A 14,765-nucleotide genomic window follows, 5' to 3' on the forward strand; every position below is an offset into this window, starting at 1 on the left:
CCGGAATGCGGTGGGGCTCCCGTCTTTCGTTGCCCGGAACGCCGGGCCGGCATACGTTTTCGAGCGATCACGGGACCGGCGCGTTCGGTCCCGTTTCCGGCCCAGGCGCGGCCGCGTTCGGGCGACTCGATTCAAGACGACAAGGTGGGTTCGGCGTCTCATGTTCATGCGGAAGATGCGCGGCAGCGCGAGCCTCGTGATGGGCATCATGGCCGCGGCCTTCGTGGGCTGGCTGGTGTTCGACGGTATCAACGCGATGCAGGGGGGGAACCTCGGCGGGCAGATCAACCCCGTCGTGGGGCAGGTCGGAGGACAGGACATCCGCTACAACGAGTGGAACATCTTCCTCCAGAACCAGCTCGCGGTGAGCCGCGCGGCCGACCGCGGCATGACGGATGAGGACGTACGCGTCGTGACCGAACGGGCCTGGGAGAGCCTGATCAGCGCGACGCTGATTCAGGCGGAACTGGACCGGCTCGGGGTCAGCGTCTCCGACGCGGAGGTGCGGCAGGCATTCTTTACGCAGCCACCGCAGGAGATGTTGAGCTATCCCGGGTTCCAGACGGACGGGCAGTTCGACATCGACAAGTACCGCCGGTTCTTCACGGACCCCGCGACGGATGAGACGCAACTCCTGCAGATCGAGGGTTACTACCGCTCCATCCTTCCGCGCGCGAAGCTGCAGACGCTCGTCCAGAGCGGCATCTACGTGTCCGAGGAGGAAGCGTGGCGATTCTATCGGGACACGAACGAGCGGGCCCGCGTCCGTTTCGTGCGGGTCGACCCGGCCCTGACCGTGGAGGACTCCGAGGTTTCCGTTTCGGAGGACGAAGTCCGGCAGGTCTATGACGAACGCGTGGATGAGCTCATCCGGCCCGCCAGCGCCCGCGTGAACATGGTCAGCATCTCCCTCCGACCCTCCGTCGCCGACTCGCTCGCCGCCCGCGAACGGGCCGCCGCCCTCGCGGAGCGCGTGCGGGGGGGCGAGGATTTCGCCGAGGTGGCGATGGCGGAGTCCGCGGATTCGATCTCCGGCGTCGATGGCGGCTTCATGGGCAAACGTCCGACGAGCGCCTTCGACCCGCGACTCGTCGAGGCCGCCGCGGACGCTCCGCCGGGACAGGCCACGGATCCGGTCGAGACGCCGTTCGGGCTGCACGTCCTGCAGGTCGACGAGCGCACCGCGGACTCCCTGGCGCTACGCCAGATCTACGTTCCGTTCGAGATTTCCGGCGCTACCGAAGACTCGGTGTTCACGCTCCTCGACGACCTCGAGGATCTTGCGCTGCGCACGGATCTCCTGACCGCCGGCGACTCGCTCGGAGTGACGATCCGCACCGACGTGCAACTCCTGGACGGTGTGGACTTCATTCCGGGCGCCGGCCAGCTGGGAGTGGCGAGAGAGTGGGCCCTCGGCCCCGAGAGCGAGATCGGGGACCTGTCCGACTCGTTCGAGAACCCGTCGGGGTTCCATCTGCTCGAGCTTCTCGGACGGCGGGACGAGAGCACGATTCCGTTCGAGGAAGCCGGGATCGGGATTCGCGCGGAACTGCTCGTGGAGAAGAAGAAGGAAGGCGCCGCGGAACTGGCCGGCGGTCTGCTCGCCGCGGTCGCGGCGGGAAGTTCTCTCGACGAGGCGGCGGAGGAACTCGGGTGGTCGGTCGAGGAGACCGGGTTATTCCGCCGGGGCGATTTCGTCCCGGGACTCGGTCAGGGCACCGAGGCGGTCGGATTCGGATTCGGGGCCGATGTCGGCGAGCTCAGCGGCGTCCTCGACGCCGGCGATGCGGTGGTCGTCGTGGAGGTCGTGGAGCGCGAAGAGGCTACCCGGGACGGGTTCGACGAGGTCAGCGATGCCGTACTGGGGCAATTGAGCTTCGAGCGTTCCCAGCAGTACGTGCAGAAGTGGCTGGCTGCGCTTCGCGACGACACGGCCGTTGAGGATCACCGCGCGAGGCTCCTCCTGCAGGAGGATGTCCAGCCGATGATTCCGGGCTTCTGATTCTGGCCCCGAGCCGCTAAAGGCGCGCCGGGCCACTGCCCTCCGCGGGACGGCGGCCGCCCGGGTCCGCCGGGTCCCGCCGGGTTCCGGCTAGCCTTCCGTCTTGGCGGGACGGGCCTGCGCGGTCTCCTGGTTGGCGGAGGCACCCGACGGAGGCGCGGTGTCCCCCGTGATCTCGGCCCGCACATCGCCCTCGACCTCCTTGATCGAGCCCTTGAACTCACGGATCCCGCGGCCGAGAGAACTCCCGATCTCGGGAAGCCGCTTCGCGCCGAAGAGGAGCAGGATAGCGAGGAATACGAGCAGCAACTCCCATGGGCTCAGACCGAACATCTCAAACTCCTTGGTTGTGGCTCATCTCCGGCGCCCGGTCAGAGAAGCGACCGGGCGAACCAGGCGACGAGCACGACCCCGACGACGCTCAGCACGTTCAGGCGCAGGACGATCGGCCCCAGCGTGAATGCGAGCACCTTGAGATCGAATGCAAGCGGCTGCAGTGAAGCCGCGACCGTTGTAACAAAAAACTGACGCGCCGCTGACGGGGGCAACGTAACCGTCGCGAGTTCGGTGAGCAGCCCCCCGAGCACGAATCCCCCCGCGATGATGAGGGCCAGGCGTATCGGGGAACGATGGCGTCGACTTCCGAAGTTCACTCGCTACCGTACTCTCTCGACTACGTAATCCACAGCGAGGCTCAGTGCCTCGAGGCACGGACTCGCCGGCAGGCGCCGGAGCCGGTCCCGGGCCCGGTCCGCCCGCGACCGCGCTTCCTCCCGAGCCGTCTCCACGCCTCCATGCGCTTCAACGAGATCCAGGATCTCCTGCACGGCTTCGGGGGAGGGGTCCGGGTCCGCGAAGAGCCCTTCGACGGCGCGTCGCTCCCCCCACTCCATCTTGGGCAAAGCGGCGATCAGGGGCAACGTTACCTTGTGTTCCTGCAGGTCCTGTCCGCGCGGCTTTCCCATCACCCGTGTCGACGAGGAATAGTCGAGAAGATCGTCGACGATCTGGAACGCCATCCCCAGATGATGCCCGTAATCGCGCAGGGCGTCCCGGTATTGCGGCGCCCCCGACAGTGTCCCGAGTTCGCACGCCGCGGACATCAGGGACGCCGTCTTGTGCTCGCACAGCCTCTCGTAGTCGTCGCGCGTGAAGTCGAGGCCGTCGTGGAGCACGAGCTGCCGCATCTCCCCGATCGTCATGCGGTTCGCCGTGTCGGCGAGGAGGGCGACCTGCTCGAGCTTTCCGAGCGCAACGACCTCGATGACCGCGCGCGAATACAGGTAGTCTCCCGCGATGATCGCGACCTGGTGCGTCCAGCGATGGTTGACGGTGGGCCGGCCCCTTCGCCTTGCGGAGTGATCGACCGCATCGTCGTGCACGAGGGTCGCGACATGCAGCAGTTCGACGATGGCCCCCAGTTTCACGGCATCCGGGGAGGGGCGCCCTCCAACGCCGTTTGCGAGGAGGAGCAGGGTGGGCCGCAGGAGCTTCCCGGACCGCGCAAACAGGTAATCGCCCACCTCGTCGAGAGCTTCGAACCCCGATGGCACCATCCCGCGGAGCTCGCGCTCGACGGCAAGGAGCCGGTCCGCTACGGGCAGGCGGACTTGTTCCAGATCGATGGCGGTGGTCGGGAGCATACCCTCCTCGGTGCGCGAGCCGCGCATGAAGTGCACGGGAATGTCGGAAGCCCCGAGAGGAATGTCAAAAGCGCCGGGGGCCCAGCCCGCCGCCACCGAAACCGCCCTGGCCGTCCTGCGTCTGCTGGTCGTAGTCGAACTTGAGATCGGGCGCATCCTGGAGGCTCACGCTCATCTGGAAGATGAAGTTCCCGTTCGGCGAGCGGGCGAACATGAAGGTCGCGATCCAGCGGTGCAGGGAGCGGTCGAGCGTGATGAGGTGCTCCCCGAATTCCTTGTTGGTGAGGTTGTACGTCGTCCGCCAGGCGAGACGCCAGTTCGGCGACGGATTGAGCGAAAGGACCGCGTTGAGCGACTGCCGGTCCTGTGCACTCTGCTCCGCCCGGCCGCGCTGAAGGGAATAGGTCAGCGCCAGCGTCCACGGGCCGCCGGCCCGCAGGCCGGGGTCCGCCGGATCCGGATTCTCGTCGAAACTCTGCAGCCGGTACCGGGAGTCGGCCGCATTCCGCAGGCGGTTCTGGGGGTCGGATCCGCCGCCTCCACCCCCGCCGCCCAGTCCGAGCAGCCCGCCGAGACCGCTGGCCGAGCTGAACGTGAAACTGCCCGTCAGGCTCGAAAGGATGGGGGCGAACATCCGCTCCTCTCCGGTGCCGTCGAACAGGTCGAGAGACATGTTCAGGGACAGTCCCCTGAGCAGATCCGAGTTGATGCGGTGCGACCAGCGGTCCGTCGTCAACGGCGACTCGTTCTCGCGGGACCAGTCAAAGGTGAGCGGACTCGAATTGATTCCCAGGAGGACGACGTTCCGGCGTGGCTGCGCGCGACGCGGCGCATTGGGGTCCCCCGTGTCCGGTCCGGTGCCGGCCGGCCCCTCCTGCGGAGCGGCTGCCAGCCCCCGGTCCGCTTCGGCGGGATCCTCTTCGGCCGATTCGGTCTCCGGCGCCTGCACTCCGGCCGAATCGCCGGCCGCCGCGAGCGAATCCGCCTCGGGCGTCGCCGCGCCGGCCTCCAGGTCGGTCGAATCCGCTTCGAGCGAACGGCCCTCCAGCAGCGCTTCGGCTTCGGGATCGAGCTCGACTTCCTCGCGCAGCTTGGCTTCAAAGGTCTGGTTCAGGGTGAGGCGAAGCCGGTTCTCCTGCTTGGAATTCGACACCGGGAACCCGGGGATCGAAAGCAGGGAATCGGAGGCTTCCACGGCGGGCGAATAGTCGTAGTGAAAGCGCGGCGAGACCTTGTGACGGATCCGCTCGAACGGGCCGACGCCGGGCAGGAACCCGTAGAGATCAGTGGACACCGCGGCTCCGAAGCGGAGGCGCGTCGGCGCGGTGATGAACTCTCCGTTCGTGTCGTCCGACTGAAACCGGCTCGCGTCGACGCTCAGCGTAGGACGAAGCGTCGTGCTCCCGACGAGGTCGATCTGGTATTCCGCCTGCGCTCCGTAGTCCAGCTTCGAAACGCTCCCGGATGTTTCGGGTTCCTCCGCATCGGCGCCGGGCGGCGGCTGGAACGGAAGTACGGTGTTCCGGTTGAAATTCGTCCGCCCGCTGACCCCGAAGGAGCCGATGCGGATGGCGCTGTTCGCGGACGCAACCTCGGTTCTCCTCCCGTCGTTCTCTTCCTGGGTCCGGTCGAGGCGCGAAGCGGAGAAGGCGCCGTTGACGACGATGTTGTTGAACGGCCCGCTCCGGTTGCTGGGCGCGCGGAAGAGGGTCAGGGGCGAGAAGGTCATCTGAAGCTTGGGCAGCGTGAGGTCCGTCCGCCCCTTCTGCGCCCCCAGATCCTGGCGCCGGCTTCCGCTCAGGTTGACGGACGCGAAGGGGAACCGGTGCTGGACCCCGACGTCCGACGCGATTCGTTGCGTCTGCACCGTCGGGTCGAAGGTCTGACGCTCGAAGACGGTCGTGTTCGAGATGAAGTTGGCGTTGACCCTTACGTCCGTGACGGGGGTGAGCTCGTGATTGTGGCGCATCTGAAACTGCAGGGTCTTCTCGTTCCCGAAGCTGTAGCTCGCGATGACGTTGCCGCGGAAGAACTTCTTGATCGAGCGGTATCGGAAGGCTCCGTTGAGACGCGTGAACCGTCCGCTGAACCAGTCGGCCGTCGCCTGCGCGTCCATGAAATCGTTCCCCGCGAAGTAATACCCGAAGTCGGTGATGCTCCGCCGGGCGTTGCTGGAGGACGCCACGACATCGTTGAACCCGAAGCGCGGGGGCAGAAAGCCGCTCCTGCGTTCCTCCCTAATGTCCTGTGCAAAGAAGGGAAGCCAGGCGACGGGCACGTTCTGGATGTAGAGGGTCACGGGCCACGCCACGACGATGTCGTCCGAGACGACCTTGATCTGTCCGGCGCGGAAGTAGTAGTGCGGCTCCTCGAGGTCGCACGACGTGAAGTTCCCGGTCTCGACGAAGGCGGTGCCGGAGCCCCGCATGGTCATGAGCCCCCTGATGAACCAGTCGGCGCCCTGCTGGGCGAACGACGTTCGCGCATCCACGACGGTGCCCTTGGTGGCGGAGACATCGTAGTTCAGACACTCGTCGGAGATCACGTTCTCACCCTCCCCGGAGAGCGAGATGTTGCCGCACCCCCTCACGAACTGCAGACCCGCCTCGTAGGTGATCGTGTCCGCATCGATCGTGGACTGCTCGTACATGACCTGTGCCTCTCGATTGAGCTGCACACGCTGCCGGTCGACATCCAGATCGACGCCGCGCCCCTGATACTGGATGACCTGATAGCCCGGCTCCCCGAGGAGTTGTCCGAAGATGTCGTCCTGTTGAGGGAACGGCGGGTCCGCCGGACCGGTATCGACGGTGTCGGCGACGGCCGAATCCGCGGCCGCGGCCGCTACGGCGCTCGAGTCGCCGACCGCAGCGGAGTCGCCTGTCGCCGTGGGATCGCTGGCAGCCGTCGAATCCGCCACGGGTACATCCAGCGTATCCCGCCCGGTGGAATCCCGGGACACGGAGTCCTGCGGGAGGGAGTCTCGCCCCACGACCACGACCGTGTCGGTATCCGCCCGGGCCGTGAACTCGAGGGGGCGGGCACCCACGGGCGCGGCGCGCGCGGTTTCGGTTGCGCCGAGACCGCCGAGCAGGGCCGCCAGCGCGAGGAGCGTGCGCAGCCTCAGACCGAACTTCCTTCGCCCGATGTCCCCTCCGCGGCCCGCTCCTCCCGGCGCCGCCGGAGCACGCGGGTCATGATCACGGAAATCTCGTAGAGCAGCATCATCGGCAGCATCATCGCGAGCATCGTGTACGGGTCGGCGGGCGTGAGGAACGCCGAGACCACGGCCATCACGACGATCGCGTGACGCCGGTACTTCGCGAGCCCTTCCGGCGTCACGATCCCGAGCAGCGACAGGAAGACGAGCGCCACCGGCAACTCGAAGATGAGCCCGAACGCCAGGATCAACCGGACCGCGAAGGTCAGATACTCGTTGATCATGATGACGGGGTTGAGCTCGTCGAAGGTGAAGAAGTTGAGCAGGATCCTGAGCCCGAGCGGCAGGACCAGGAAGTACGCCATGGAGATGCCGGCGATGAAGAGGATGGTTCCGGAGGCGATCGCCGGGATGGCGAACCTGCGCTCGCTTTCGTACAGGGCCGGAGAGAGGAAGCCCCAGGCCTGCCAGGCGAGGTAGGGGAAGGCCGCGATGAGACCCACGATGAAGCCGAGCTTGAGGATGGTGATGAACGGCGTCGTCACACTGGAGTAGTTCAGCGCCTCGCCCGGGAGGAGATCCGCGATCGGCCGCTGGACGATGCCGAGCACGTCCAACTGCGTGACGGCCACGAGCCCGATGACCATGCCGACGAGGAGCGCGAGGAGCGCCCGGATCAGGCGGGTGCGAAGCTCATCCAGGTGATCCAGGAAGGGCATCTCCGCCTGATCGGTCGCACCCTGGGTCTGTCGCCGCAGCCTCATCGGCCCTGCTCACCTCCTGCCGAAAACAGATCGACCTGCCCGGCCGCGCTGTGCCCGGCGCGTCGCAGCAGTTGTCCGAGTTGTCGTACTTCTTCCATGAACTCCGTGGTGTCCTGGAAGTTCCGATACACGCTGGCGAAGCGCACGTACGCAACCTGGTCCAGCGCGCGGAGCCGCTCCATGACGAGTTCTCCCAGCCGCAGGCTCGCGATGTCCCGCAGGTCCTCGGCCGCCATCTGTTCCTCGACTTCATCCACGAGAAACTCGATATCGTGGTTCGACACGGGTCGCTTCGCGCAGGCCACGCGGATGGAGGCGAGGAGCTTCCCGCGGTCGTAGGTCTCCGAGCCACCGTCCTTCTTCATGACGAGCAGAGGCTCTTCCTCGGCCTGCTCGTAGGTCGTGAAGCGTTCGCCGCAGGAGAGGCACTCGCGCCGGCGGCGGATGACCCGGCCGCCGCGACTCGTGCGGGAGTCGACGACCCGCGCCTCCGGATGGTTACAGCGGGGACACTGCACGGTAGCCTGCGGTCACCGGACGACTAGCCGCCCAGCCTCTCGCGTTCCCGGCGGGCCTCCGGCGCCTCGGGGCTGTTCGGATAGCCGCTCTCGATCTGGGCGAACAACCGCCTCGCCACCGCAGTGTTGCCCCGTCCCGCTTCGATCATCGCTCGGCGGAAGAGCGCCGCGGGAGCCCGGCTCGAATCCGGATAGAGTTCCGTCAGCCGACGGTACTCCTCGAGCGCACTGCCGGGATCCTCCGCGTCCTCATATGTGCGCGCCACCCAGTACTGGGCATCGGGCGCGAACTCGTGGCCGCTGTAGACGGCGAGGAAATCTCGGAAGGCGTCGCGTGCGGTCTCGATGTTGCCGCGCTGGTACATGTCGAGCGCCAACGCGTAGAACTGGGACGCTTCGTCCGATCCGGATGCGGCGGAGGCGTCGGGGTTCGACTCGGCGCCGACCGGACCCGCGGCGGGCGGGCCCGCGCCCGCCGATCCCGGGAAGCTCGTCGGCGAGGGGGCCCCCTGGCGACGCTGATTCTCGTAGATGTCGTTGAGTAGCTGGTTGTTCTGGGCGGACATCTCGATGAGCTGCTCGAAGAGACCCTCGATCCGTTGGATCAGCCGGTCGAGTTCACCCCGACCCGTCGTCTCCCGGCGCTGGCTCGAACTCTCGATCGATTCCAGGTCCGCCTGAACCGCCTCGGCGAGCTGGCGCTGACCCTCGGCGAGAGCTGCGATGTCGTCCCGCAGGGCGTCCCCCATCGTCTCGACATCGCCCCGGGACGCGCAGGCGGCGGCCGCAACGCCCAACAGCACGGCGACCGCCGCATTCCGCATCTAGATGTCTCCGTCCGTGATGACGAACTCACCGCGACGGTTCTGCCGCCACGCCGACTCGTTGCTCCCCCGGGCCAGCGGCATCTCCTCCCCGAACGTCACGACGTCGAAGCGGCTGGCGTCGAGCCCCAGGTTGGAGAGATAGTCGACCGCCGCCTGGGCCCTTCTGAGGCCGAGCGCCTGGTTGTACTCCAGGGAGCCCCGCTCGTCGCAATGGCCCTCGACCCGGAGGCGGATGCCGGACCGATCCCGCAGCGCGTCCGCCTTGCTCTGCAGAATTGCGGCGGCGGCGTCGGTGATCGCGGATTCGTTGTAGTCGAAGTGAATCCGCGCAACGATCGCCTCGCCGTCCATGGCGCGCTCGATGTCCGCCGGCGCGGACTCCGCGCACGTCGTGCCGGGATAATCGCTTACGGCCTGCTCGAGCAATCGGCGAGCGGTCGCGTAATCGCCCTCCTCCATGGCCGCCATCGCCTGATCGCAGAGCCGGGCTGCCGCCGCCTCGCGCTGCGGGCCGTCATCCACGGGCGCGGGCGGTGGGGGTGGCGGCGGCGGCGGTACCGGCTCCGGTTCGGGGTTGCCGCTACACGCAGTCGCCAGAAGTGCCACGAGAAGGATGGGAGCGAATCGGTGGCTCAGCTTCATCGAGGTCTCCTTGTTTACCAGTCGCGGGACGAGAATTCGGCGAGGACAGGGCAAACGTCGGCGCTGAAAACGCTGACCCGATCCCGGTTTCAACACGGATTCGTAACCTATCGCAGACCCGTCAAGTCGCAACCCGCAGAACGACCGGGGTCATGAGCCGGGCGGGATGGGGGGCGACCAGTCCGGTAGACCGTCGAGCCGTCCCGCCGTCAGCGGCCGGGACCTCCCCGTGCGGACATCGAGGATCCAGACGGTCGAGCCCTGGGCGTCGATCGAGGAAAAGACGAGATGACGGCCGTCGGGCGCCCAGCTCGGGTCCTCGCTCTCCCCGCGTGATGTCAGCATGCGCCGGTCCGTGCCGTCGGGGTTCACCGTGAAGATCTGCCACCGGCGGTCGCTCAGGGCGGAATACGCGATCCGGTCGCCGTTCGGCGACCAGTCCGGGCCGGCCGCGTTCGTGTCTTCCCGCGGGTGGTAGATGCTGACGCGGCGGGCCGGGCCTCCCGCGACGCCACGGACGTAGACCTGCTGCTCGTTGGCGGGGTCGGCCTCGTACGCGAACGACTCCCCATCCGGTGAAAAGCTGGGGTTCAGCGACTGGACCCGGCCGTCGGTCAGCTGCTCGCCGCCCTCGACCATGATGCGCGCGGTTCCGCCGACGCCTTCCGCGTACGCCAACCGCCCGTCCGGCGTCCATGTCGGCGTCTGAATGAGTCTCCCGGACGCTACCGTGCGACGGCTACCGGTGATGAGATTCATCTCCACGAGCGAAAAGTACCCCGTCTCATCCTGGATCGTGTACGCGATCCGGGTGGCGTCCGGCGAGAAGGCGGGCGAGAAGACGTTGCGCCCTCCGGTCTCGATCCGCCGCGGGTTCCGGCCGTCGCTGTCGATGAGCAGGAGGTAGGACGACCCGTCGCCATCCCTCCGGCGAAGGGCGATCCGCGTCGCGGCGATGCCGCGCTGGCCTCCCGTCGCCCAGAAGACGATCCGGTCGGAGATCCGGTGGACCGACATTCGGAAATCGGCCGCATCCATCGGGGGCAGCGTGAAGGCCTGGACGTTCTCGAGGTTTCCGTGCACGACGTCGTGCAGGCTGACTCGGAGGAGCGGAGTCTGCGTCCCCGGCGCGATGGAGATCTCCGAGGTGACGAACCACACGGCCCCGAGCTGGTTCCAGAGCGCGTAGTTCGGGGTGCCGCTCAACGGGAGCGTGTCGGACACCGCGAGGATCTCGAAGCGGTCGGAATAATCGAGGTCCGTGCGAAGAATCTCGTCGACCGCCGCGCCCAGCTCCTCGAATCCGGCGCGCGCGGAGACGGGCGCGACGACCATGCCCGGCACATAGCGGGCCTCGTAGGTGAGACCCAGGCGGAGCGCCCCACCCTCCTGGCCCCCCAGCGGCGCTCCGGCCGCCGCCGCGGCCAGCGCCAGCCCCGCGGCGGCGAACCGGGGGCGCCCCCCGGCGGCGCGCCGTCGACGAAAGGTCCTCGGCCCGTCCATTCAGCGATCGCTCGGATCGAAGAAGAACGAGACGGCGAGCGCGTCGGCCGGAAAGTCGTCGGGAAGCGGACCGAAGGCCCGGTCGCGGCCCGCGGATTCCACGGCTCCCATCGCCTGGGTATCGAAGATCAGGCTCCCGGACCTCGCCACCCATTCGAATCCCGTCACCCGCCCGTCCCGGTGGATGATGAAGTAGACCTCGGCCCGAAGCTCCCGCGCCCCGACAGGGGGCCGCCAGCGGCGCTGGATCTGGCGGATGATGTTCTCGGTGTATTCCGGCCAGGCCGAGGCTTCGCCGGCGATCCGGACCGTGCGCACCTCCTCGCCGACCTCCTCGGTCCGCGCGGGTTCCGGCTCCGGCTCGCGTTCGACCTCGACCTCGGCCTCCACGGTGGGCGCCTCCACCTGCGGCACCGGATCGGGGGTCGGTTCGGGGGGAGGCGGCCGGTTCTCCTCTTCCGCGACCTCGGGCGGCGACGGATCGACGCGGATCGGGGCATCCTCCGGAGCGAACTCGACCAGGTTCACCCGCACCGCCGCAGGCATTTCGGGCGGGCGAATCGCCGCGTCGCCGAACAGCGCGAGAACGAGGAGACCTCCGTGGACCAGGAGCGAGCCGTACACGGCCCGCCTGTGCGGTCGCCCGTGACGCTGCGGCCCTCCGCGCCGCCATGCGCGCCAACGCCCGGCTTCCGCCCCTCCGGACAGGGTCATGGGCGGCGAAGGCTCGGGTCCGGGTCCGTGACGATGTTCAGCACGCCTCCGGCGGTCTGAATCCGACCCATCACCCGGGTCGCCTGCCGAAGGGCGAGGTCGCCGTCCGCCTTCAGGTACACCGCGTCCGACTCGAAGCGATCCAGCGCCAACGCGAGCGAAGCGTCGAACTCCTCCAGCGTCACCGGTACGTCATCCAGGTAGATCTGCCCGTCCGCGTCGATCGAGACCACGAGCGCATCGGAGGCGCTGAGAGGCGCGGAGATGCCCTCCGGGAGGTCGATTTCGATGCCGCCCTGGAGAATGGGCGCCGTGATCATGAAGATGATGAGGAGGGTGAACGCGACATCGACCAGGCTCGTGACGTTGATCTCCGCCACGACGCCGATTCCGTCGGCCTGCTGCGTAAAGCGCCTCTTCATCCCGCGCTCCTCATCCTCCGGCCGCCGGGGCCCCGGCTCACAGGCGGCCCTCGCGCGCGAGCGTCCCCACGAACTCGCTCGCGAATCCTTCCAGTTCTCCCACGAAGAGACGCAGGCGGGAGGCATAGTGGTTGTACGCGATGACCGCGGGAATCGCGACGGCCAACCCCGCGACCGTGGTCGTGAGCGCCTCTGCGATGCCCGGCGCGACCGCCGCGATGTTGGCGGACCCCTGCGACGTGATCCCTATGAACGAGTTCATCACGCCCACGACGGTCCCCATGAGGCCGAGGAGAGGACTCACGGAGCCGATGATCGCGAGCCAGGGCAGCCCATGCGCGAGTTCGTCCTTCTCCTCCGAGAGGCTCTTCTCGAGCACCAGCCACAGCGCTTCGAGCTGCGTGGGGCTCAACCCGTCCCCGACGTGCGTGGTCTCGAGCGCGCCCGGCCGCAGTTCGGAGAAGAAGGCGATCCCCTCGCGGAACACCCGTCTGAAGGGGGAATCGTCCAGCTCCGACAGCGCGTCGTTGAGATCCACGAGGCCGTTGGCCCCGGCCATCGCGAACACGAAGTCATCCGCCCGCGCGTTCACGGCGCGTAACTCGCGGAACTTCCATATGATGAGGACCCAGGACACGAGCGAGAAGGCGGCGAGCACGGTGAGGATGATCTTCGTGGGCAGAGTCGCGCCCAGGATCATGTCGAGGGGGGAATCGATCACGCGAGCAGAAAGATCCTGCACGAGCTCCAGACCCCATCCAACCCCGATCCCGATGCCCGCCATCACGTGCGCCCCCCCTGCACCCTGTCCGGGCTCATCCGCTCTCCCCCCACTTCTCTCCCCTCACTTCGCTCGTTTCCTCGCCGAGCCATGGTTCCACTCGACGAAGACACTCCTCGCCGTCAGACCGTTCGGCGAGCCACCGGATGGCGCGTGTCGGCTCGTGCAGAACCTTGTTGAGCGCCGCCTGACTCGCCAGCCGCAGAGCTTCGTCGGCGTCGTCGGGAGCCGGGGCGCGGGCGGCGACGGCATCGTCCAACAGCCGGCGGGCGGTGTTCCTCAGCGCCCGCACGGCCGGGTCCGCGCGACGACTTCGACGCCAGGCCCGGTACTTCGCGACGTGCCGCTCGATGATCGCCTCCGCGCGCGCGCGCTCGTACTCGCGCGCCGCCCGGGCCCGATCCACGACCTGCCGCAGGTCGTCGATATTGTACAGGAACACATCGGAGATCCCGGCCACACGCGGATCGACATTGCGGGGCACGGCGATGTCGAGGATCACGAGCTGCGCGCGCCCCTTTCGCGGGCCGCGGAGGTGCCCCTCGCGGAGGAAGGCCGCCTCCGACTCCGTGCAGGCGACGACGAGATCCACGCGATCCAGGGCTTCGAGCGCCGCGCTCCTTCGCATCGGGAGCGCATCGAGGGGCCGGCTCACGCGCTCGGCCCGGACCGGGTCGCGGCTCGCGAGAAGCACACGCCTTGCCCCCTCCCGCTTCAGGCACTGCACCGTGAGTCTTCCCATCTCGCCGGTCCCGAGCACGAGTACGCTGCGGTCGTCGAGTGAGCCGAACACCTTCCGGGCGAGACCGACGGCGGCGCCGGGGATCGAAGTTACGCCGCTCGCGATCGACGTGTCGGCCCGTACGCGCCCGCCGACCTCGAGGGCCGACTGGAACAGGCGGTGCAGCACGGGTCCCACCATCGGACGCCCATCCCTGTAGGCTCCGCGGACCTGGCCCTGAATCTGCGGCTCGCCGACGATGAGCGATTCCAGTCCGCCGGTGACGCGGAACAGGTGGCGGACGGCGCTCGCCCCTTCGAGCGTGGCCAGGTACGAATCTCCCGCAGCCCCCAGACCCGACACCTCGCACAGCGCCTCGCGCCCGAGGCGGTCGAGCGTTTCCGCGTCGCTTCCCGCCAGGTAGCACTCCGTCCGGTTGCAGGTGGAAAGCACGACGCACTCGGAAACGCCCGGCTTGGCCGTCAGATTCTCGACCCACTCGGTTCGTCGCCGTTCACCGAGCGCGAAACGCTCCCGAACGTCGATGGGGGCCGTGCGGTGACTGAGTCCGACCGCGACGAGCGCGTCAGACCCGGCGGTCGCGGCGGTCGCGGCTCCGCGTGCCTCAGAAGGGGAGATCGTCCTCACCCGCGACGGACCGGTTGGAGAACTCGGAGAAATCGGAACGTTCCTGCCGCGGCTCCGCCGCCGAATAGCTCTCTCCGCCGCCACCGCTGCTCCCGAGCATGATCATTTCGAGCGCACGGATCTCCGTCGTATACCGCGTCTGGCCGTCCTGCCCCTCCCACTGCCGGTACTCGATCCGGCCCTCCACGTAGACCCGGTCGCCCTTGCGCAGGTATTGCTCGCAGATCTCGGCAAGACGCTCCCAGCAGACCACTCGATGCCACTCCGTCTTTTCCTGCTGGTCGCCGGCGCGAGTCGTCCAACGGCGGCTGGTCGCGACGGAGAGCGTCGCCACCCGCGTACCCGTGTTCGTCGACCGCACTTCCGGGTCCGCACCCAGGTTTCCGATGAGTGTCGCCTTGTTCAGACTGCGCGCCATTC

15 protein-coding genes are annotated in these 14,765 nt (G+C 67.9%); 1 reads left to right on the forward strand and 14 read right to left on the reverse strand.

The window, feature by feature from the left end:
• The first annotated feature begins 166 nt into the window (after positions 1-166).
• Positions 167-2,002: a peptidylprolyl isomerase gene (locus ACQY5G_RS14715; RefSeq protein ID WP_428275219.1), complete on the forward strand. Its 1,836-nt coding sequence runs from the start codon at positions 167-169 to the stop codon at positions 2,000-2,002.
• A 90-nt stretch (positions 2,003-2,092) separates the two neighbouring features.
• Here the strand turns inward: ACQY5G_RS14715 and ACQY5G_RS14720 are convergent, their stop codons facing one another.
• The 14 genes from ACQY5G_RS14720 to ACQY5G_RS14785 all read right to left on the reverse strand — a co-directional run bounded on the left by ACQY5G_RS14720 (position 2,093) and on the right by ACQY5G_RS14785 (position 14,763).
• On the reverse strand, positions 2,093-2,335 hold the full coding sequence (locus ACQY5G_RS14720; RefSeq protein WP_428275221.1) for a Sec-independent protein translocase subunit TatA/TatB: 243 nt from the start codon (positions 2,333-2,335) through the stop codon (positions 2,093-2,095).
• A 38-nt stretch (positions 2,336-2,373) separates the two neighbouring features.
• The gene (locus ACQY5G_RS14725) at positions 2,374-2,655 is read right to left on the reverse strand and encodes a DUF4321 domain-containing protein (protein WP_428275223.1); all 282 of its coding nucleotides are present in this window, start codon (positions 2,653-2,655) and stop codon (positions 2,374-2,376) included.
• Positions 2,656-2,658: 3 nt separating this feature from the next.
• Positions 2,659-3,741 carry a polyprenyl synthetase family protein gene (locus ACQY5G_RS14730; RefSeq protein ID WP_428275225.1) on the reverse strand — a complete coding sequence of 361 codons (1,083 nt, stop codon included), beginning with the start codon at positions 3,739-3,741 and terminating at the stop codon, positions 2,659-2,661.
• Positions 3,710-6,694 (reverse strand): putative LPS assembly protein LptD, encoded by a 2,985-nt coding sequence (locus ACQY5G_RS14735; RefSeq protein WP_428275227.1) that lies wholly within the window; start codon positions 6,692-6,694, stop codon positions 3,710-3,712. The genes ACQY5G_RS14730 and ACQY5G_RS14735 overlap by 32 nt, the downstream gene beginning before the upstream one ends.
• 74 nt (positions 6,695-6,768) lie before the next feature.
• On the reverse strand, positions 6,769-7,569 hold the full coding sequence (tatC, locus tag ACQY5G_RS14740; RefSeq protein ID WP_428275229.1) for a twin-arginine translocase subunit TatC: 801 nt from the start codon (positions 7,567-7,569) through the stop codon (positions 6,769-6,771).
• Entirely contained in the window at positions 7,566-8,087 is a 522-nt protein-coding gene (gene nrdR / locus ACQY5G_RS14745) for a transcriptional regulator NrdR (RefSeq protein ID WP_428275231.1), read from the reverse strand. The genes tatC and nrdR overlap by 4 nt, the downstream gene beginning before the upstream one ends.
• A gap of 23 nt (positions 8,088-8,110) precedes the next feature.
• A complete protein-coding gene (locus ACQY5G_RS14750; protein ID WP_428275233.1) occupies positions 8,111-8,911 on the reverse strand; it encodes a tetratricopeptide repeat protein in 801 nt (266 codons plus the stop codon).
• The gene (locus ACQY5G_RS14755; protein WP_428275235.1) at positions 8,912-9,556 is read right to left on the reverse strand and encodes an OmpA family protein; all 645 of its coding nucleotides are present in this window, start codon (positions 9,554-9,556) and stop codon (positions 8,912-8,914) included.
• 150 nt (positions 9,557-9,706) lie between these two features.
• Positions 9,707-11,059 (reverse strand): hypothetical protein, encoded by a 1,353-nt coding sequence (locus tag ACQY5G_RS14760; protein WP_428275237.1) that lies wholly within the window; start codon positions 11,057-11,059, stop codon positions 9,707-9,709.
• Positions 11,060-11,773 carry a TonB C-terminal domain-containing protein gene (locus ACQY5G_RS14765; RefSeq protein WP_428275239.1) on the reverse strand — a complete coding sequence of 238 codons (714 nt, stop codon included), beginning with the start codon at positions 11,771-11,773 and terminating at the stop codon, positions 11,060-11,062.
• A complete protein-coding gene (locus ACQY5G_RS14770) occupies positions 11,770-12,195 on the reverse strand; it encodes an ExbD/TolR family protein (RefSeq protein WP_428275241.1) in 426 nt (141 codons plus the stop codon). The genes ACQY5G_RS14765 and ACQY5G_RS14770 overlap by 4 nt, the downstream gene beginning before the upstream one ends.
• 37 nt (positions 12,196-12,232) lie before the next feature.
• The gene (locus ACQY5G_RS14775) at positions 12,233-12,916 is read right to left on the reverse strand and encodes a MotA/TolQ/ExbB proton channel family protein (RefSeq protein WP_428275243.1); all 684 of its coding nucleotides are present in this window, start codon (positions 12,914-12,916) and stop codon (positions 12,233-12,235) included.
• A gap of 94 nt (positions 12,917-13,010) precedes the next feature.
• Complete coding sequence (gene hemA, locus ACQY5G_RS14780; protein WP_428275245.1) at positions 13,011-14,345, reverse strand: glutamyl-tRNA reductase; 1,335 nt, start codon at positions 14,343-14,345, stop codon at positions 13,011-13,013.
• Positions 14,323-14,763 (reverse strand): single-stranded DNA-binding protein, encoded by a 441-nt coding sequence (locus ACQY5G_RS14785; RefSeq protein ID WP_428275247.1) that lies wholly within the window; start codon positions 14,761-14,763, stop codon positions 14,323-14,325. Before ACQY5G_RS14785 ends, hemA begins: the two co-directional genes overlap by 23 nt.
• Between the last annotated feature and the right edge of the window lie 2 nt (positions 14,764-14,765).

This window comes from Candidatus Palauibacter sp., assembly GCF_965261555.1.
Classification (GTDB): Bacteria; Gemmatimonadota; Gemmatimonadetes; order Palauibacterales; family Palauibacteraceae; genus Palauibacter.